The 20,206-nt window shown below is 63.4% G+C and carries 15 protein-coding genes; 11 read left to right on the plus strand and 4 right to left on the minus strand.

The window, feature by feature from the left end; genetic code table 11:
* Window positions 1–96 precede the first annotated feature (96 nt).
* From xdhA to HKD31_RS01475, 5 genes are all read left to right on the plus strand, one after another.
* The gene (gene xdhA / locus HKD31_RS01455; protein ID WP_194263881.1) at window positions 97–1,557 is read left to right on the plus strand and encodes a xanthine dehydrogenase small subunit; all 1,461 of its coding nucleotides are present in this window, start codon (window positions 97–99) and stop codon (window positions 1,555–1,557) included.
* Window positions 1,550–3,865, plus strand: a complete 2,316-nt coding sequence (gene xdhB, locus HKD31_RS01460; RefSeq protein ID WP_194263880.1) for a xanthine dehydrogenase molybdopterin binding subunit — start codon at window positions 1,550–1,552, stop codon at window positions 3,863–3,865. Before xdhA ends, xdhB begins: the two co-directional genes overlap by 8 nt.
* Before the next feature lie 2 nt (window positions 3,866–3,867).
* Window positions 3,868–4,740 (plus strand): xanthine dehydrogenase accessory protein XdhC, encoded by an 873-nt coding sequence (gene xdhC, locus HKD31_RS01465; RefSeq protein ID WP_194263879.1) that lies wholly within the window; start codon window positions 3,868–3,870, stop codon window positions 4,738–4,740.
* A gap of 105 nt (window positions 4,741–4,845) precedes the next feature.
* Window positions 4,846–6,393: a glucoamylase family protein gene (locus tag HKD31_RS01470; RefSeq protein ID WP_194264097.1), complete on the plus strand. Its 1,548-nt coding sequence runs from the start codon at window positions 4,846–4,848 to the stop codon at window positions 6,391–6,393.
* A 119-nt stretch (window positions 6,394–6,512) separates the two neighbouring features.
* Window positions 6,513–6,698 (plus strand): YqaE/Pmp3 family membrane protein, encoded by a 186-nt coding sequence (locus HKD31_RS01475; RefSeq protein ID WP_062497689.1) that lies wholly within the window; start codon window positions 6,513–6,515, stop codon window positions 6,696–6,698.
* Between the two features lie 74 nt (window positions 6,699–6,772).
* On the opposite strand, the gene HKD31_RS01480 is transcribed toward HKD31_RS01475, so the two are convergent.
* The gene (locus HKD31_RS01480; RefSeq protein WP_276529676.1) at window positions 6,773–8,215 is read right to left on the minus strand and encodes a sugar porter family MFS transporter; all 1,443 of its coding nucleotides are present in this window, start codon (window positions 8,213–8,215) and stop codon (window positions 6,773–6,775) included.
* A 322-nt stretch (window positions 8,216–8,537) separates the two neighbouring features.
* Between HKD31_RS01480 and HKD31_RS01485 the strand changes: the two genes are divergently transcribed.
* Both HKD31_RS01485 and HKD31_RS01490 read left to right on the plus strand, forming a co-directional pair.
* On the plus strand, window positions 8,538–9,443 hold the full coding sequence (locus tag HKD31_RS01485; protein ID WP_194263878.1) for a LysR substrate-binding domain-containing protein: 906 nt from the start codon (window positions 8,538–8,540) through the stop codon (window positions 9,441–9,443).
* 94 nt (window positions 9,444–9,537) lie between these two features.
* On the plus strand, window positions 9,538–11,379 hold the full coding sequence (locus HKD31_RS01490) for an FUSC family protein (RefSeq protein WP_338085515.1): 1,842 nt from the start codon (window positions 9,538–9,540) through the stop codon (window positions 11,377–11,379).
* Window positions 11,380–11,392: 13 nt separating this feature from the next.
* On the opposite strand, the gene HKD31_RS01495 is transcribed toward HKD31_RS01490, so the two are convergent.
* Complete coding sequence (locus HKD31_RS01495; RefSeq protein WP_194263876.1) at window positions 11,393–12,187, minus strand: SDR family NAD(P)-dependent oxidoreductase; 795 nt, start codon at window positions 12,185–12,187, stop codon at window positions 11,393–11,395.
* A gap of 172 nt (window positions 12,188–12,359) precedes the next feature.
* On the opposite strand from HKD31_RS01495, the gene HKD31_RS01500 reads away from it, so the two are divergent.
* The 4 genes from HKD31_RS01500 (at window position 12,360) to HKD31_RS01515 (ending at window position 18,811) form a co-directional block, all read left to right on the plus strand.
* Window positions 12,360–15,992 (plus strand): PAS domain-containing protein, encoded by a 3,633-nt coding sequence (locus tag HKD31_RS01500; protein WP_194263875.1) that lies wholly within the window; start codon window positions 12,360–12,362, stop codon window positions 15,990–15,992.
* Window positions 15,993–16,071: 79 nt separating this feature from the next.
* Window positions 16,072–16,911, plus strand: coding sequence for an aldo/keto reductase (locus tag HKD31_RS01505; protein WP_194263874.1), 840 nt, complete (start codon window positions 16,072–16,074; stop codon window positions 16,909–16,911).
* Between the two features lie 81 nt (window positions 16,912–16,992).
* The gene (locus HKD31_RS01510; protein WP_194263873.1) at window positions 16,993–18,258 is read left to right on the plus strand and encodes an outer membrane beta-barrel protein; all 1,266 of its coding nucleotides are present in this window, start codon (window positions 16,993–16,995) and stop codon (window positions 18,256–18,258) included.
* 76 nt (window positions 18,259–18,334) lie between these two features.
* Window positions 18,335–18,811, plus strand: coding sequence for a flavin reductase family protein (locus HKD31_RS01515; RefSeq protein WP_062497803.1), 477 nt, complete (start codon window positions 18,335–18,337; stop codon window positions 18,809–18,811).
* Here the strand turns inward: HKD31_RS01515 and HKD31_RS01520 are convergent.
* Window positions 18,808–19,620, minus strand: a complete 813-nt coding sequence (locus tag HKD31_RS01520; protein ID WP_194263872.1) for an AAC(3) family N-acetyltransferase — start codon at window positions 19,618–19,620, stop codon at window positions 18,808–18,810. The genes HKD31_RS01515 and HKD31_RS01520 overlap by 4 nt on opposite strands.
* An 8-nt stretch (window positions 19,621–19,628) precedes the next feature.
* Entirely contained in the window at window positions 19,629–20,117 is a 489-nt protein-coding gene (gene queF / locus HKD31_RS01525; RefSeq protein WP_194263871.1) for a preQ(1) synthase, read from the minus strand.
* Window positions 20,118–20,206 lie beyond the last annotated feature (89 nt).

Below are 20,206 nucleotides of genomic sequence, written 5' to 3' on the forward strand. Positions count from 1 at the left end.
ACGGTTTGTTCCGATCTTGGATATAGACGGCAACGCCTGCCGTGAGGCACAGAGGGCTGCACACCCCTTAGTATTCCTTGCCCGAGATCCCGCCCGATGCGCCAGACTATCCGTTTTTATCTGGGGGAAGACCTCTGCACGCTCAGGGATGTGTCTCCGACGCTGACCCTGCTGGATTGGCTGCGTGAGGGCGGCCGGACCGGTACCAAGGAAGGCTGCAATGAAGGCGATTGCGGGGCCTGTACGGTGCTGGTCGTCCGGCTTGAGGACGGGCGGCTGAACTGGCGGGCGGTCAATGCCTGCATCCAGTTTGTCAGCATGCTGGACGGCGCACAGATCTACACGATCGAGGATCTCGGCACGCCGGATGCGCCGCATCCCGTGCAGAGCGCCATGGTCGAGCAGCATGGCTCGCAATGCGGGTTCTGCACGCCGGGTTTCGTCATGTCGATGGCGGCCTATCGCAAGACCGAAGGGGCCAAGGCGGACGATCAGGCTATTGATGATGCGCTGGCTGGCAATTTGTGCCGCTGCACCGGCTATGCGCCGATTGTGCGGGCCATGAAACAGGCGATGACAGCCGGGCCGGACCGTTTTGATGCGCAGGTGGAGGCGATTGCCGGGCGTCTGACGGCGTTGCAGGACGGCGAGAGCGTGCGGCTTGAAGGGGCTGAGGGCACGCTCAGTATTCCGGCATCTGCGGATGATCTGGCGGAGATCCTGCTGGTCGATCCGGAGGCGACCATCGTTGCGGGCGCCACGGACGTGGGGCTGTGGGTGACGAAGGGGATGCGTCGTCTGAAGCATGTCGTGCCCATCGGGCGTGTTCCGGAACTGCGTGCCCTGACCAGAACGCCCGAGGGACTGCGGATCGGAGCTGCGGTGACGTATCAGGACGCACGTTCCGCCATTGCGGAGCTGTTGCCGGATGCGGGGGAAATGATCCGCCGTCTGGGCTCCACGCAGGTGCGGAACAGCGCCACGGTTTGTGGAAATATCGCCAATGGCTCCCCGATCGGGGACGGACCGCCGATGTTCATTGCGGCCAATGCGACGCTGCATCTGCGGCGCGGGGCAGAGCGTCGATCCATCGCGTTGGAAGACTATTTTATTGCTTACGGAAAGCAGGATCGGCAGCCCGGCGAGTTCGTGGAGGCCCTGACCATTCCGACACCGGCACAGAATGCGCAGTTCCGGGCCTACAAGATTTCCAAGCGCTTCGATCAGGATATTTCCGCCGTTCTGGGAGCTTTCATGATCGAGACGGACGATCAGGGCCGGATTACTGCGGTCCGGCTGGCCTATGGCGGCATGGCGGCTACGCCCAAGCGGGCATCGGGTGCGGAAGCGGCGCTGCTTGGAAAGGTTTGGGACGAGAACGCGCTTGAGGCTGCGCGGTCAGCGGTTCTGAAAGATTTCGCCCCGCTGACCGATATGCGGGCGAGTGCGTGGTATCGGCAGACCGTGGCCGCCAATCTGCTGACGCGGTTTTTTGAGGAAACGACGGGATCGGGGCAGGCGCGTCTCGTCCGGACGGGAGGGCTGGCGCATGTCTGATCTCGTTCCGGGGGCTGCTTCGACCAGCATGAAGCATGAAAGCGCGCTGCTGCATGTGACGGGGCGGGCAACCTATATCGACGATATGCCCGAACCACGCGGGACGCTGCATCTCGTGCCGGGGCTGAGCACGAAGGCCCATGCGCGGATCGTATCGATGGATCTGGACGCCGTGCGCGCCGCGCCGGGTGTCGTGTGCGTACTGACGGCGCAGGATGTGCCGGGTGAAAACCAGATCAGCCCGGTCCATCGGGAAGACGAGCCGCTTCTGGCGACGGATCATGTCCATTTCTGGGGGCAGGTGATGTTCGCCGTGGTGGCGACGTCGCGTCAGGCGGCGCGTCAGGCCGTTCGGCTGGCGAAGATTGAGTATGAGGAAAAGCCTGCGATCCTGAACATCGCGCAGGCGCGGGAGAATGGCAGTCCGATGGTCTGGCGGTCCCTGACCATGCAGCGCGGCGATGTGGAGCGTGGCCTGAAAGCCGCGCCGCGCCGTCTGTCGGGGCAGATCGAGATTGGCGGGCAGGAGCATTTTTATCTGGAAGGGCAGGCCGCGCTCGCCCAGCCCGGAGAGGCCGGGGAAATGCGGATCTGGTCCTCCACGCAGCACCCGTCCGAGACGCAGCATCTGGTCGCGGCCGTGCTCGGGCGGCCGCATCATCTGGTTACGACGGAAGTGCGGCGTATGGGCGGGGCGTTCGGCGGAAAGGAGACGCAGGCCAATGCTTGGGCCTGTCTGGCCGCCATCGCTGCCGACCTGACGGGACAGGCCGTCAAGGCACGTCTGGACCGTGATGACGACATGATGGTCACGGGAAAACGGCATGATTTCCTGATCGATTACGACGTCGGCTTTACCGATGAGGGCGATATTCTCGCCGTGGATATGGTGCTGGCCGCGCGGTGCGGTTGGGCGGCGGATCTGTCCGGACCTGTGACGGATCGGGCGCTGTTTCACGCCGATAACGCCTATTTCTATCCCGATGTACGGCTGAAATCCGAGCCGTTGCGGACCAACACCCAGTCCAACACGGCCTATCGCGGTTTTGGCGGACCGCAGGGGATTGTCGCGGCCGAACGTGTGATTGAGGAAGTCGCGTTTGCGACCGGTCTTGATCCTGTAACGGTCCGACTGCGCAATGTTTACGGGACGGGAACGCGCAATCTCACGCCGTATCACATGACGGTTGAGGACTCGATTACGGCTGAGATCATTACGAAGCTGGTCGAGCGCTGTGACTATCAGGCGCGCAAGGCGGAGATCCGGGCGTTCAACCGTACCAGCCGCATCATCCGTCGCGGCATTGCGCTGACGCCGGTGAAGTTCGGAATTTCCTTCACCGCCACCCATTACAATCAGGCCGGTGCGCTGGTGCATGTCTATACGGACGGCTCGGTTCAGGTGAACCATGGCGGGACGGAAATGGGGCAGGGGCTGCACACCAAGATGGTGCAGATCGTCCTGCGCGAGTTCGGCCTGACGGCGGATCGCGTCCGCATCACGGCCACGACGACCGGGAAAGTTCCGAACACGTCCGCCACGGCGGCGTCTTCGGGGGCGGATCTGAACGGCATGGCGGTGCTGGACGCCGTTCGGAAGATCAAGGATCGGATGATCACGTTTGCGGCTGAAAAATGGGGTGTGGCGGCCGAAGACATCCATTTCCGGCCCGATGGCGTGCATGTTGGCGCGGAGGTCATGACCTTCCAGCAGATTGCCTGGCAGGCCTATTTCGCGCGGGTGTCGCTGTCTTCGAACGGGTTTTACAAGACGCCGAAGATTTCCTGGAATCCTGAGACCGGGCGCGGGCGGCCGTTCTTCTATTTCGCCTATGGCGCGGCCTGTGCGGAAGTGTCGGTCGATCTGCTGACGGGGGAGCACAGCATCGACCGCGTGGACATCCTGCATGATGCCGGGCAGTCCCTGAATCCGGACATTGATATCGGGCAGATCGAGGGCGGGTTCGTGCAGGGGGCGGGCTGGCTGACGACAGAGGAACTGGTCTGGGATTCGGCTGGCCGTCTGCGGACCCATGCACCCAGCACTTACAAAATTCCGGCCTGTTCTGATCGGCCGCGGATTTTCAACGTGGAACTGCTGGAAAACGCACCCAACCGGGAGGAGACCATCTTCCGCTCTAAAGCCGTTGGGGAGCCGCCTTTCGTGCATGGGGTTGCGGTCCTTCAGGCCATATCGGACGCGATCGCCAGTCTGGACGACTACCGCACCTGTCCGAAGCTGGACGCGCCGGCCACGCCTGAGCGGGTACTGAAAACCCTCATGGCGCTGCGGGCACAGGCCGGCTGACCATGCTGGCGGATGTTCTGCGCTGGCTGCGGGAGGGGCAGGAGATCGTGCGCCTGACCGTCATCCGCGCCCGGGGTTCGACGCCACGGGAAGAAGGCGCGTTCATGCTCCTGACCCATACTGAACAGACTGGCACGATCGGCGGAGGACGTCTGGAATGGGACTGCATGGCGGAGGGGCGTGCGCTTCTCGTATCGGGAGGTGCATCTGTAGAGTGCCATATTCCGCTGGGCCCGGCCATCAACCAGTGCTGCGGCGGCGCCGTGACGGTTCGCATTGAGCGTGTGGAAGACCCCGAGGCCCTTGAGGCGGAAATTCGTGCGGAATGGGAGAGACTGCCGCAACTGCTGCTGTTTGGGGCCGGACATGTGGGGCGCGCTCTGGCGCGTTCGCTGGCACTTTTGCCGCTGCGGCTGGTCTGGGTGGATGCGCGCGAGGAGGAGTTCGGGACCGTGCCGCCAGGCGTGGAGGCACATGTCACCGAGCAATGGGAGCCGCTTGTTCAGGGTGCTCCCGCCGGATCGGGCGTGCTGGTCCTGACCCAGAGCCATACGTTGGATGCGCTCATTACGGGGGCTGCGCTGGAGCGCGGGGACCTGCGCTATGTCGGCATGATTGGATCGCGGACGAAGCGCAAACGGTTCGAGAGCGCCTTCCGTCAGATCGATATTCCGCAGGAGCAGATCGACCGTCTTGTCTGCCCGATCGGGGATTTCGGGGTGCGCGACAAGCGGCCGGAGGTCATTGCGACCTTCGTGACGGCGGAAATTGCGGCCCGGATGCTGTGCCAGACAGAGTCGTGCAGGGGGGATGTGGTTTCGGATACGAGTATTTCAGATATCGGTGATGTTACATTCGCCCCAATCCTGTCATAAAGCATGACCCTACAAGGACGGAGTTCCTTCACTTTCCGGGTGTCACGGAAAGTTGATGTAACGGTGGGTGCGTCGGTGTCACTCCTTCTGCTTATCCTCCCCCGCATGAGCATGCAGCACCGGACGCAGCGGACTTCCGAAGTCCTGACTTTCTCTCCAGCTACCGGGAGTGGTCGAAGGAAAAAATCCCGGATTTCCTGCCTCTGTCAGATCGGTCTTGCACTGGGGGCTCTGGCGGGAACGTTTGGCATCGCACAGGCCGAGCCAACGGTCAGCACCGCGCTGACGCCGGCGCTTCAGCCTGCAAGCCTGCCTGCGGCCGATGCGGCTTTCGTTGATGATCTTGAAAAGCGCACGTTCAACTGGTTCTGGGAAACCGCCAATCCGAAGAACGGTCTCGTGCCGGACCGTGCGCCGCTTCCCAATGGCGCGGCGAGCATTGCCAGCGTCGGCTTCGGGCTGACGGCTTACGGCATTGGCGTGGAGCGGCACTACATCACCCGCCAGCAGGCCGTGGACCGGACCCTGACGACGCTGCGCTTCCTGGCCAGCCTGCCGCAGAACGATCACGTCTCGGGCGCTGCGGGGTATAAGGGTTTCTTCTACCATTTCCTTGATCCCAACACCGGCCTGCGTGTTGCCGACTGGTCCGAGCTGTCCAGCGTTGATACGGCGCTGCTGATGGGGGGCGTGCTGTTCTCGCAGTCCTATTTCGATCATGACACGCCGCAGGAAAAGGAAATCCGCGACGTTGCGGACAAGCTGTATCGCCGGATCGACTGGACCTGGATGAAGGCGCGTGGTCCCTGGCTCAGCATGGGCTGGATGCCGCCCCATACGTTCCTGCCGAGCGACTGGAAGGGCTATAACGAGGGTCTGATTATCTATCTTCAGGCTCTGGGTTCGCCGACGCATCCTCTCCCGGCCGAGACCTGGAAGGCATGGACCGCGACCTATGAGAACCAGTGGGGCGATTTCCAGGGGCACAAGCTGCTGAATTTCGCGCCGATGTTCGGCCATCAGTACAGCGAATCCTGGATTGATTTCCGGGGCGTTCAGGATGCCTGGGATCGGGCCCATAACGTCGATTATTTCCAGAACGGGCGTGAAGCCGCCTATGCCCAGCGGGCCTATGCCCAAGCCAATCCGGGCGACTGGAAGGATTACGGGCCCAATATCTGGGGTCTGACCGCCTGTGACGGTCCGGGCGATGCGCAGCAGGTCTATGACGGCAAGAAGCGCCATTATCTGGCCTATAGCGCGCGCGGTGCGGGTCGCGATTACATTCTGGATGACGGCACGATTGCGCCGACGGCCGTGGGTGGATCCATCGCCTTTGCGCCGGAAATCGCCCTGCCGGCGCTCAAGGAAATGCGCGCCCGTTACGGGGACCGGATTTACAACAAATACGGCTTCCTCGACGCCTTCAATCCGTCTTTTGCGGATCAGAAAAGCTACTGGGTTGATGGGCAGCAGTTGGGCATCGATCAGGGGCCGATCCTGCTGATGCTGGAAAACTGGCGCAGCGGCCTCGTGTGGAACACGATGAAGAAGAACGTCTATCTGCGGACCGGGCTGGAGCGTGCGGGTTTTCAGGGCGGATGGATGCGGACCAAGACGGCGACGTCCAAGTCGGTTGGCCAGTCGCTCTGAACTGTCGCTCCAGGCGTGCGGGGGCCTGCGTTTGCGGGTGCCCTCATGAACCGGAGTTGCATCCCGAGCGTTTCTCACCGATCACTGATGTCAGAGCATCTTTGTGAAAGGAGAGCACCATGCGTCTCATTCTTGCCCTGCTTCTGCCCTGGCTGCAGTTCTTCACCATCGGCCGCCCGTTTGCCGGGCTGGTGTGCCTGATCCTTCAGATCACGGTGATCGGCTGGATCCCGGCTGCCATCTGGTCGGTCTATGCGCTGAGCCAGTACAATACCGATCGCAAGATCGCCGCTGGTCGCGGCTGACGTAAAAAAAGCCCCCGTTCCGGCAAGGAACGGGGGCTTTTTTGTGCTGTAAGGGCCCGATTGAAGAGCCGGGTTCAGCGGCCGATATTGCGCAGGCTTACGCCCTGGTTGAGGCGGGTTTCGATGGCTTCAAGGGACACGCCCTTGGTCTCGGGAACGAAGAACAGCACTACGAAAATGAACACCGCATTCAGTCCGGCATAGAGCCAGAAGGTGTGCGAAGCCCCGAGCGTCGTGAGTAGCCCAAGGAACGTCGCACCGACCACCATGTTTGTGATCCAGTTGGTGACGGTCGAGCAGGTGATGCCGAAATCACGTCCCTGCAGCGGCATGACTTCCGAGCACAGCACCCAGACCAGTGGACCGGCCGAGAAGGCGAAGCCTGCGATGAAGCACAGCAGGACCGAGATCGCGAGGTAATGCGACAGGTCCGTATTGCCGACGGCACCCGACATGATGGTCGCCAGAACAGCAAGGCCGGCCGACATGATGGCAAATCCCGTGACCAGCATCGGACGACGACCCCAGCTGTCGGCGAAAGCAATGGCGATGAACGTGGCGAGCCAGTTGACTACGCCCACAATCGCCGTGCCCCACATCTGGCCGCTCGACCCGAAGCCGACCTCCTGGAAGATACGCGGCGCGTAGTACATGACCACATTGATGCCGGTGAGCTGCTGCATGACCTGAAGCACGATGCCGAGGAGGACGGCGCGGCGGAAGTTGCGGTTCTCCAGGAACATCGCCAGACCGCGCTGACGGTCATGGATCTGCCCTTCGATGTCGCGGATTTCCTGATGGGCGTGTTCGGGGTTGTGACGCAGTTCCTTCATGATCGACAGGGCTTCTTCATGACGGCCACGCAGCATCAGCCAGCGCGGGCTGTCAGGCAGGAAGAACGAACCGATCAGGAAGAACGTGCCGGGAATGGCCATGATTCCCAGCATCCAGCGCCATGAGCCGCTATAGGACAGGATGGCGTTGGACACGAAGGCCAGCAGGATGCCCAGCGTGATCATCAGCTGGTACATCGACACCAGACTGCCGCGCCGCGAAATGTCCGAGACTTCGGAAATGTAGAGCGGGGCCACGAAGCTTCCGATACCGATCGCCAGACCCAGCATCGTGCGTCCGATGATCAGTTCGGACACAGAGGACGCCAGGGCGCAGACGAGCCCACCCGCTACGAACAGGAAGGCGCTGAAGATCAGGGAGCGGCGGCGTCCGAACGCATAGGACATGCGGCCTGCGCCCACGGCACCGACGGCCGCGCCGAACATCATGGACGATACGATCCAGGACTGCTCGAAATCGGTGGCGTGGAACTCGTCACGGATGAAGCCGAGCGCACCGGAGATGACACCCACATCCAGCCCGAACATCAGGCCGGCAATGGCAGCCAGGACGACGGCGAACATCATGCGCCCGACCATGGGCGTTTTGACGGCGCCAGAAGAGTGGGCGCCAGCGGAAGCTTCGGAGGGGGCGGGGGAGGGGTTGAGCACTGTGTCGCTCATGACGGGAAAACTCCGGCGACCCGCAGGGCAGACCTGTCAGGGGAAAGGCAGAAAAAACCGGCCAGAACAGCCTGTGCCGGGGATCGAGGGGAAGGCTCTTCTGTGACAGGCACGATGATTCGCCATCTTGAGCCCTAAAGTATAACGCATAATTGGGAAAATATTCAAAACTATATGTGATAATCGGCTGGATTTTCTGTCCTGATGCAATCAGGTCACAGATGAGGAGGCAGGGACGCGCTTCCGCGCGGCCTGACGGATTGCCACGGACGGATCAGGGCGACACACTTCCTGCCCTTTCCGTGTTCATGGACAAGCCCTCGTGTTCCTGCGTCAGCTGACCTATCTCATCGCTCTCGACCAGTACCGGCATTTTTCCCGGGCCGCGGAGCACTGCAACGTGTCGCAGCCCGCGCTGTCAATGGCGATCCGTCAGCTCGAGCATGAACTTGGCGTGCCCATCGTCCGGCGCAACCGGCGTGTCCTGGGGCTGACGCCGGAAGGCGAGCGCGTACTGGCCTGGGCGCGGCAGACGATGGCGGCTCTGGATGGTCTGCGTCAGGAAGCCGATTTCGCGCATGAAGTCGCAGGCGGCACACTTTCGATCGGCACCATCCCGCCCGCCATCCAGATCATGCCGCTGCTGATGGAAAGCCTCAGGGCCGCGGTGCCGGCGCTCCATATCGAGCTGACGGTGTCTGCCAACACTGACATCCTGCATGACCTGACCGAACAGCGCCTTCAGATGGGGCTGATCTATCTGGATCAGGTTCCCGAAGACGGGAGTTTCGAGACGCACCAGCTTTATGCGGAACAGTATGTCTTCGTGGCGGGCTCCCGGATGGAATTGCCGTCCCGCAAGACGTTCAGCTGGGCGGATGCGGCCGAACATCCGCTGGGCCTTCTGGGCCATTCCATGCGGACCCGGCAGATCGTGGATGAGTGCTTTGCCAAGGCCGGGGTCAGGCCCAATGTCCTGCTGGAGACCAACGCGCTCGAACTGCTGTATGTGGAGCTGCTCGCCGGGCGTCTGGCGACGATCCTGCCCGTCGCGGCCCTGCCGGACCAGCGCGATCCGGCCAACCCGCTCCAGATCCGCCGGCTTGCATCCTGTCCTTCCCCGGGGGTCGGTCTGGTCCGGCTGAAACAGCCCGTGCAGACGGCCCTGATGTCCCGAAGCTGGGAAGTGGCGACGCAGCTTGTTCTGGAGGACGCCCTGACAGTCTGACGCGCATCATAAGCATGACTTATGATACAATCATGACAATGTCTTGGACAGGTCCGGCCCGTTCTCCGCAGATTGCGGCTTTTCGGACGGAAAAGTGCCAGGTTTGGGCGGGAGAGCGGCCGGTCTCGCGGTGTCGGGATCAACATTCGGATCGGAACTGCGGGATGTCCTGACCGAACGCTGGGGATGGCTGTTTGCGCCATCCGCGAAGGATCTGGGTTTTGCGGTCCGCACGTCGGTCGCGGCGATCCTGTCCCTGCTCATCGCCATGTGGATGGAGCTGGACAGCCCGCAATGGGCGCCGCTGACCGTCTGGGTCGTGGCGACGGCCTCGCGCGGGGAGAGCCTGTCCAAGGCGCGCTGGCGGTTTGCGGGCACGATCATCGGGGGCTGCATGGGCGTGGCCCTGATCGCAGCGTTCCCCCAGCAGGCGGGACTGTTCTTCATCGCGCTGGCGCTCTGGATCGGGCTGTGCTGCGGTTGGGCGACGTTTCTGGACGGCTATCGGCGCTACGGGTTTCTCGTCATCAGTTTCACCTCCGCCATCGTGGCGACCGGCGCGATCAGCCAGCCCGACGACGTTTTCAACGTTGCCATGGCGCGCGGCACCTACATCATGCTGGGCACGGTCTGCGAAGCGGGGCTGGCGGTCCTGTTCCTGCCGAATGTGCAGAAAGAAGCCCGCGCGCGGCTGCTTGGCAAGCTCCAGCAGGTCACGGCAAAGGTGGCGTCCCATGCGGATGTGCTGCGGGCGGGGCGGTTCGATCCCGAAACCGAAGGCCGCCTGCTGGCCGAACTGGTGGACGCCAATACCCGCATCGAGTTCGACGTTCTTGAAATGGGATCCGGCACCCGGCGCAGCGCGGATCATGCGAGGGCGGTTCTGGCGCGTCTGCTTGCCGTTCTGGCCCGGGCGCAGGGAGGGGCGACCGGCATTGATGTGGACCGGGACCTTGAGGCCGCGCGGAATCATATCCATGCCATCATCGCGCCCCCGCCTCATGACCGCTTCACGTTCCGCACGCGATCCCCGCGCCATATCCTCGAAGCGGTCCTGAACGGGCTGCGGGCCGCGACGGGCATCATGGGAGCCTGGCTTTTATGGGAAGTCACGGCCTGGCCTTCCGGGCCGGCCTTCGTGTCTTTCGTGGCGCTGGTTTATGGACTTCTGGCGACCCGCGAGATCCCCGCGCTGGCGTCGTCCGGTTTCTATCGTGGTGCGGTGTGGTGCGCGGGTGTGGCGGGGATCTATGCGTTTTTCGTCGTGCCCGCCGTCACGGCGCCGGAATATCTGGCGCTGCTCCTGCTGATCCCGATGGTGATCGGCGGCTTGGCTGCCCGGGCGCCGAAGCTCGTGAACCATGCGTTTTCGTTCAACATGTTTCTGCCCGTCCTGATCGGCCCGTCAAATCTCATGCGCTATGACGAGGTGTCGTTCCTCAACGGCGCCAGCGCTTTTCTGGGGGCAGTCATCTTCACGCGCGTCACGTTCGGCGTGGTGTTTCCGTTCCGCGCTGACAGCCATTTGCGGCGTACATCGGCCTGGGTCGAGCAGCAGCTCCGTTTCATCGCGCGGGGCGGCGGGCAGACGGTTCACCAGTGGCTGGCGATCAACGCCGCCAGCATGGTGCGCGCCGTGCGGAGCTGTCAGGGCGTCCCGCGGGATGTGATGCTGGCCTATATGGCGCGGCATCTCAATGCGATGGCGCTGGGCCTGTGGGTGATTGAACTGCGCGATGCCGCCGCACGGGAAACCACGCCCGTATCCATCCGCAGGCGCCTGCAGGTCTTTCTGCGGGCGTGGTTCCGCAAGGGCGATGGTGCGGCTCCGCTCGCACAGACCGTTTTCCTGTCCCTGCGCAGGGATCCGGCCGTCGAACCCGATGTCCGGACCGCGCTGCAGCGGCTTGCGGGGGACGTGCCCCCGTCTGCCTGATCAGCCGTCTTGATCAGATAGTGTCGACGGTGCCGCCATCGACGCGCAGGGCCGCGCCCGTTGTGGCGGACGCCAGAGGCGAGGCGGCATAGACCACAAGATTGGCCACTTCATCGACCGTGGCCATGCGGCGGAGGATGTTGCTCGGGCGGTGCTTCTGCACGAATTCCGCCGCCAGTTCCGCGACCGGGCGGGTGCTGCCGGGGTTCTGGGCCTTGAGCATGTCCTCGACACCTTCGGACAGCGTGGGGCCGGGCAGGACCGAATTGACCGTCACGTTCGTGCCGGCCATCAGCTTGGCCAGTCCGCGGGCCAGACCCAGCATGGCGGTCTTGCTGACACCGTAATCGACCATTTCGACTGGAATGTTCAGCGCGGATTCCGATGCAATGAACAGCACGCGGCCCCAGTTGCGCTCCTTCATGCCCGGCATATAGGCCCGGGACAGGCGTACGCCGGAGAACAGGTTGACCTCGAACAGATGCTGCCAGCTCTCATCCGTCGTCTGGAAGAAATCGTTCGGTGCGAAAATGCCGGCATTGTTGACGAGGACATCCACGCTGCTTTCGGCCTCAAAGAGCGCCTTGCAGCCCTCGGCGGTTCCGACATCGGCGACGACACTGCGGAAGGCGCCGCCCGGGACGGCCTTGGCCAGCTTCTCAAGGGCGCTATCGACGCCTTCCTGCTTGCGGCCGTTGATGATGACGGTGGCGCCCGCCTCGCCCAGCTTCCGGGCGATGGCAAGACCGATCCCGCCGGTCGAGCCGGTGACGAGGGCGGTGCGGCCGCTCAGATCGAGGTTCAGCATGGCAGACTCCTGAAAATGTGATCGCGTCCCGACAGGAACGTCAGGGATGCGGGAAAGTGGCACATTCTTTTGTAGAGGTTTCGTGACAGGATGCGAGACATACGGGATCTGCTATTGCTGTGACACACTTCCGAAACAGGATGTGTCAGGATACCGGCGCTGAGAGGGAGGAATGATGGATCTTGTGGAGGGCACTGAAGAGGCCTCCGGAGCGCTGATGCTGCCTCCGGCGTCTGCTGTCGGCCGTGCGTCCATCCTGTGTGTCCATCTTCTGGCCCTGGCCGCCGCTGAAGGCGGGGGAGAGGCTGCGCTTCTGCTGCGCGACGCCGATGGCGTGCGTATTCTTGGCGGTGAGGGAGGTGCGATCGCCGCGGAAGGCGCGGCCTGCCTCATGGATGGTCAGTCCCTTGATGCCTGCACCGTGCGGCTCCTGCCGGTGCGCTCCGGCGCGGTCGAGGTCTGGCTGTGCGTGCGGCGCAATGCGCCTGCGCTCGAGCATGTTCTGGCCCTGTGCGCCCTGCAGGTGGACGATCTGCTCCGTGAGCGTGCCGCGGCCCCGCAATCGGGGGAGCATGCGCTTGTGGAACGCATGCAGCTGCGGATGCAGCGGATGGCGGACACGGCGGATGTCGCGTTCTACCGCTGCGATTTTGCAACCCGCGTGGTGACGGGGGATGCGCGTTTCGCGAGCCTCTGGGGACTGCCTCCCGAGCGGCTGGCCGTGGGTGTGCCGATCGACGAGCTGCTGATGTTCCTGCATCCCGATGACCGGCTGGTCTATGACGGCAGTCTTGAGGACGAACTGCGGGACGAGGGCTGCTACGAGCTGCGGTTCCGGATTCTGGTCTCATCCCCGTCCATGCCCGGTTCCGGACAGGCGCAGTCACGCTCCCCCCGCAGTTCCAGGCTGCGGCATGTTCTGCTGCGCGGGTGGCGGGAAGATGAAAGCCGGCCCGACAGCCGCCGCAGCGTCGGCCTCGCGATGGACGTCTCTTCCGCCTCCATGACGGCGGAAGCCCTGCGGTCCAGCGAGGCATTCACGCGGCTGCTGCTGTCCAGTCTGCCGGACTGTATCCATATTCTCGACTGCGAAGGTTGCATCCGCTTCGTCAATGAAGGCGGCATCAGGTCCATGGAAATGGACAGCCCGATCATCATGCACGGCCTGCCCTGGGTCGATCTGTGGCGGGGGCAGCCACGCCGCCGGGCCGCCCTGGCGGTGCAGACCGCTCTGGCTGGCGAGACAGCGCGGTTTCAGGGTTATGCCATGACCATGCGGGGGCAGCGCCGCTTCTGGGACGTGGCTGTGACGCCGGTTTTTGGCGAGGACGGCGATGTGCGGCGTCTGCTGGCGATCGGGCGTGACCTGACGGAAGCCAACCAGTCCGCCGAGCGGCTCCAGCTTGCCCTTGATGCAGGTGCGATCGCCGGGACATGGATGTGGGATGACAGCGCGTCCCGGATGACGGGGGATGCCAGGCTGGCGCAGACACTCGGGCTGGACCCGGCCCGTCTGCGCGAAGGCGTCATGCCGAATGTTATTTATGATTCGGTGGACCCGCGGGACCGGTTCGCCGTGGTGCAGGCCGTCACGGCGGCGACGCGGCGGGGCGGGAAATGCCGGTTCGAGTTCCGGGTGGACACGCCGGAGGGGCAGCGCTGGTTCGAGGGTAACGGACGCTGCGATCTGGGGGACGAAGGGCGCGTGGTCCGCTTCCCCGGCATCGTCTTTGATATCGACCGGAGCAAGCGGCAGGCCCTGCGTCAGGCTGCGCTGGTCGAGCTGGGAGACCAGCTTCGCGCGCTGGATGATACCGGCATGATGGAAGAGGTCGCCGCCCGCATTATCTGCCGTGAACTGGATGCGAGTGGTGCGGGCTATGGCGTCGTCAACGATGACTGGACCGGCATGACCGTTGGCGGCACGCCTGAGGTCACGCGTCCGCTGGTGGGCGTGCGGATGTTCGCGGATTACGGCGCGTTCAGGCCGATCCTGGGACGGGGCGAACCCGTGGCCATCGCCGATGTCCATACCGACGCCCTGACGGCAGGTTATGACGCCCGCTATGACGCCGAGGGCATCGTGGCGATCCTCTGCGTTCCGATCTTCAAGTTCGGGCGTTTCGTGGGGCTGATGTTCGTCTGCCACGATGCGCCTCATACCTGGACGGACGAGGAAATCGTCTTCACCCGCGCCGTGGCGGACCGCACCCATGCGTCCATGCGTCAGGCCCGCACGCAGCAGCAGATCCGCGATCTCAACGTCATGCTCGAAGAGCGGATTCTGCAACGGACCCGCGAGCGCGACCGGTTGTGGAACATTGCCCGCGATCTGTTCATCATCATCGACCGGCGCGGTTATTACGTTGCGGTCAGCCCGAGCTGGGAAGAGACGCAGGGTTACAGGGCCGAGGAACTCGCAGGGCTGCGGCTGGATGCGCTGTGCCATCCCGATGACAGGCGCATGGTGCTGGACACGTTCGAGCGTCTGTTGGCGGGGACGCCCTGGCCGACGGCGGGGCTGGATGTCCGGATGCGGCGGTCGGACGGCAGCTGGCGGACCTATAACTGGAGCTGCAACGACGAGGGCGATGCGATCTATGCGGTCGGGCGTGACCTGACCGAGCGCAACGAACTGGAAGAGCAGCTCCGCCAGGCCCAGAAAATGGAGGCTGTCGGGCAGCTCACGGGTGGTCTGGCGCATGATTTCAACAATCTGCTCGCCGGAATCGGGGGCGGGCTGGAACTGATCGGGCTGCGTCTGGCGCAGGGGCGGACAGACGGGCTGGGACGTTACATCGCGGCCTCGCAGGATGCGGTCCGCCGGGCTGCGTCGCTGACCCATCGTCTTCTGGCTTTCTCGCGGCGTCAGACCCTCGATCCCACGCCCACGGACATGAATGCGCTCGTTCTCGGGCTGGAAAGTCTGCTGCGGGGGACGGTCGGGCCGGGCATAGAGCTCGTTTTCGATCTGGAGCCCGGCCTGTGGCTGACGCGCGTGGATGCCAACCAGCTTGAGAACGCGATCCTGAACCTGTGCATCAATGCCCGCGACGCCATGCATGATCGCGGGACGATGCTGCGGCTTGAGAGTGCCAACAGGGTTCTGGCGGCTGATGTTGCCTCAGACATGTCCATCCGGGCGGGCGATTATGTGGTCCTGACGGTGCAGGATGAAGGCTGCGGCATGGCGCCCGAGATCGTGCAGCGCGCCTTTGACCCGTTCTTCACGACAAAGCCGCTAGGGGAGGGAACGGGGCTGGGGCTGAGCATGATCTACGGCTTTACCCAGCAGTCAGGGGGGCAGGTGGAGATCCACTCCGCGCCGGGGCAGGGGACAGCCGTGTCGCTCTGGCTGCCGCGCTATCAGGGGCAGAAAACCATCCGTCCCGAACCGCCGCCTTTGCCTGTCGCGTCCCAGCCTCGCCTTCTGGAAGGGCAGCGGGTCCTCGTCGTGGATGACGAAGAGGCCGTGCGGATGATCGTGTCGGACATGGTGACGGATCTGGGCGGGATCGTGCTGACCGCGGCTGATGGGCCGTCAGCGGAGGCGCTGGCTGCGGAGAAAGGTGCGCCGGCGGTTCTCATCAGCGATATCGGGATGCCGGGTGGCATGAACGGCCGGGAACTGGGCGAGCAGATGCTCGGACGCTGGCCGGGGCTGAAGGTGCTGTTCATCACGGGCTATGCCGAGCAGAGCATTCTGGGCGATCAGGCCCTGGCGCCGGGTTGCGCACTGCTGGTCAAACCGTTCACGGTTGCGGCATTCAGCCGGAAACTGGCCGTTCTGCTGAGCCGGGACTGAACCCGGCCTTTACGATGGGCGTTGGTCAGTCAGCAGGCTTTGTACCCGTGGATTTTTTCATCTTTGCAGGGAGACAGACATGTCGTCACAGGTTCCATCCGCCGAGGCCCAGACCGTGATTTCCTTTCATGACGGTCACACCATGCCCCAGATCGGGCTGGGTGTGTGGGAAACACCGCCGGATGAGACGGCCGAGGTCGTGAAGGAAGCCGTGAAGCTCGGTTACCGGTCTGTCGATACGGCGCGTCTGTACAAGAACGAGGAAGGTGTCGGCAAAGGTCTGGAAGACCATCCGGATATCTTCCTGACGACCAAGCTCTGGAATGACGAGCAGGGCTATGACAGTACCCTGCGGGCTTATGACGAAAGTGCCCGCCTGCTGCGTCGCCCGGTACTGGACCTGTATCTGATCCACTGGCCGATGCCGGCTCAGGGCCAGTATGTCGAGACCTGGAAGGCACTCGTCGAGCTAAAGAAATCCGGCCGCGTGAAGTCCATCGGCGTTTCCAACTTTGAGCCGGAGCACCTGGAGCGGATCATGGATGCCACGGGTGTCGTGCCGGTCGTCAACCAGATCGAGCTGCATCCCGATTTCCAGCAGCGCGCCCTGCGGGAATTCCATGAGAAGCACAACATCCGCACCGAGTCCTGGCGCCCGCTGGGCAAGGGGCGCGTCCTGAGTAACGAGCGGATCGGGAAGATTGCTGAAAAGCACAGCCGCACTCCGGCGCAGGTCGTGATCCGCTGGCATCTTCAGAACGGGCTGATCGTCATTCCGAAATCGGTCAATCCCAAGCGTCTGGCTGAAAATCTGGATGTGTTCGGCTTCGTGCTGGATGCGGATGACATGCAGGCCATCGAACAGATGGATCGCAAGGATGGCCGGATGGGCGCTGATCCGAATACGGCCAAATTCTGAGGAATATTCCCCTTTAGCAACATTAAGTAAAAAATCAGGCCTGTGCTATGGGCTGCCTCATGCAACCGGAAGGTGGATGGCATGAGGCAGCGTTTCAGTCGGGGTTTTGGGGCGATACTGGCGGTTCTTGCGGGGCTCGGAGTCTCCGCTGCCGGCGCCCAGACCGTGGGGGAGCAGACCGCGACCGGGCAGGGCAAGGCCTGGATGGACCAGTGGTTTTCCGACGTCACCTTTGGCGCCCAGATCGAAGGTGGCGTGATGGGCAGTTCCAGCCATCCCGCCAGCAATCTCAATTTTGGCCAGCTCCTCTCCCCCTATGCCGATCAGGCAACGCTGAACCAGCTCACATTCACGCTCACCAAACCGGTCGATCCGATCGGCGGCGGATATGGTCTGGGGATAAATCTGCGGATGCTCTATGGCTCCGACGCACGCAGCTACACGATTGCCGGTGTTTCAGACCGCTGGATCAATGGCCGCTATCAGGCCATGCCGGTTTTCGCCAATGTCGCGATTCACATGCCCTGGTTCACGGCCAAAGGGCTGGACGGGCAGATCGGTATCCTGACCTCCCCCATGGGTGTGGAGGCGCTCGATCCCTCGACCCGCGCTTTCTATACGCTGGCCTATACGACGGAATATTCCACGCCGTTCGAGCATGTGGGCGGCATGTTCCAGCTCCATCTGGACGATCATTTCGATCTTCAGTTCGGGGCGGATACCGGCAACCAGACGTCTTTCGGGCGCGGCGACAACAATGGCCGTCCCGCCGGCTATATCGGTGTGACGGGCATCAATCTGGCGGACGGGCATCTGTCCTTCACCTATCTGCTGCGGGTCGGGCCGGAAAATGCCGTGCGGTCGCTTGGGCCGCGCGCAAATGGCGCCATGCGGTACTGGAACGATCTGAACGGGACCTGGACGTTCTCGAAAAAATGGAGCGTCACGGCGGAGCTGAACCAGCTTCATGACGAAGGCCTGCGTGCGGATACGTGGAGCGCGGTCGTGTGGGGCGGGTGGCACATTCACCCGAATTTGACCGTCAACGCTCGGGCAGAGCTGTATCGGGACAATACGGGCAGTTTTGTCGCCAGCTTTGCCGAGAACGAGGGCTATGCGCAGGCCATGCTCGGCAATCCGACGCGTTCGGAAACCGCGCCCGCCACGACTTATGGCGCGCTGACGCTCAACACGGTCTGGCGGCCGGATGTAGGGCATCACGTCAAGCTGCTCCAGTTCCGGCCGGAACTGCGCTTTGACCGTTCGCTCAATGGCACGCGCCCGTTCGATGACCAGCACCACATGGGGCGTATCCTGTTCGGGGCGGACATGACGCTGGGGTTCTGAGGAGCGCAATCCCTGCCATAGTTCGTTTCGGCAGGGGGAGGTGCGCTTGGCGTCGGATTATGGCAAGGAGATTGTCATGACGACTCCGAACGAAACCGATTTCCGCAAAGCCATGTCCCATTTCGCCACGGGTGTGGCTGTGGTGACGGCCAAAGGCAGCGAAGGCGAGCAGGGCGCGACCATCAGCGCCCTGACGTCCGTGTCCCTCGATCCGCTCCTGCTGCTGATCTGTCTTAACCGGGCCAGCGCGACCTATCGTGCGATTGCGGAAGCCGGGGTGTTCGGCCTCAGCATTCTGGGCAACGACCACAAGGACGTGGCGATGCTGTTCGCCAGCCGCACGGCCGACAAGTTCGGGTCGGACGTGATCGAGCGCGCGGCGGATGGCACGGCCTTCGTGCGCGACTCACTGGTCAAGATGCACTGCGAACTGGTCGAGACGTTCCAGGGCGGCACCCATGCCCTGTTCATGGCGCGTCCCGTTGCGCTGGAGCTCGATGAGAACCGCTCGCCCCTGCTGTATTTCCAGGGGCAGCTCGGCATCAGCCTTTAAGCTGCTTCGCTTCCCGTCCATCGGTCCGTGGCCATTTGGATGGCCGGAGCAAGGGGAAAGAGGCGTGAAGGTGCCGCGCCGACATGGCCGTGCCGGAGCAAGGCATTGCCATCCAGAGTGGCGCCGAAAGGCTGGAAACGCTCCGTGTCCGTCACGGGCAGGCAGAGCCGGATCCACCGGCGCTCTCCATCCACAGTGATGCAGGTTCCATCCTGAAAGGTCGGCCCCTCCGGCTGGGCCAGACGTTCGGCCAGATGCAGCGCCGTACAGGTTTCCCATCCCGTTCCGATCATCAGGACCTGCGCCTCCCTGTCCGACAGGGCGGCGAGGGGGGACTGGGGGCCGAACGGATCTTCCATTGGCTGACGCGCCAGAATATCCGCTGCCTGTGGTCCCAGAGCACTGAACGAGACCTGTGGATGCGTACTGCGCTGCACGCCGGTCCATGTCCTGAAGGTTTCGGCAATCTGCCCCATGCCGCGCGTGGGGGTGAGCTGCGGGTCATAGGGCGGCATGGTCGCACGGATCGTCTCCCACCAGCTTTCCGGTACCGGCGGATCGCACCAGCCTGACGGATCGCTCAGTTCGGAAGACTGCGCGGGCATGACGATCGTGCCTTCCGGCCCGACCGCCTGGAGCAGGCTCCCGATCACGGCAGGTGCCCCGCCGCAGACCCATCCGATCCGGCTCAGCGACGCATGGACCAGCAGCGTCATGCCGGGCGTGATCCCGAGACGCTGGAAGTCCACCACAAGTCGGGCCTGCGTGACGGGTCCGCTGGAGCGGGCGATGGCGGCGGCTTCGGTCATGGGCTGGTTCAGCCGCGGCCGCGATAGCCGGGAACGTCCTGCGCGGGAATCCACACGCCCTTCGGCGGTTCACCCGTCTGCCAGAATACGTCGATCGGAATGCCGCCGCGCGGATACCAGTAGGCGCCGATGCGCAGCCATTGCGGGTCGAGCAGGGCGACCAGACGTTCGGCAATGGCGATGGAGCAGTCTTCATGGAAGGCACCATGATTGCGGAAGCTGGTCAGGAAGAGCTTAAGGGACTTGCTCTCCACGATCCATTCGCCGGGGATGTAGTCGATGACGATATGCGCGAAATCCGGCTGTCCCGTGACCGGGCAGAGCGACGTGAACTCCGGTGCCGTGAAGCGCACGACATACTGCCGGCCCTGATGCGGGGAAGGGACGCGCTCGAGGATGGCTTCCTCGGGACTCTGCGGCGTGGTGGTGGCGCGGCCGAGCTGGCTGAGAGCGTCGGTACCGGGTGCGGACGGGCCGGTCGGGTGATGGTCGGACATGATCGGAATTCCTCAAAGGGGCAGTGTTTTGTGTGATGTGGCCCAGCTTTCCCGGAGGCTCAAGGCATCTTCAGGACGAAAAGACAGTG

Origin of the sequence: Gluconobacter potus (assembly GCF_015244705.1) — a bacterium.
In the GTDB taxonomy this organism is placed as follows: Bacteria; Pseudomonadota; Alphaproteobacteria; order Acetobacterales; family Acetobacteraceae; genus Gluconobacter; species Gluconobacter potus.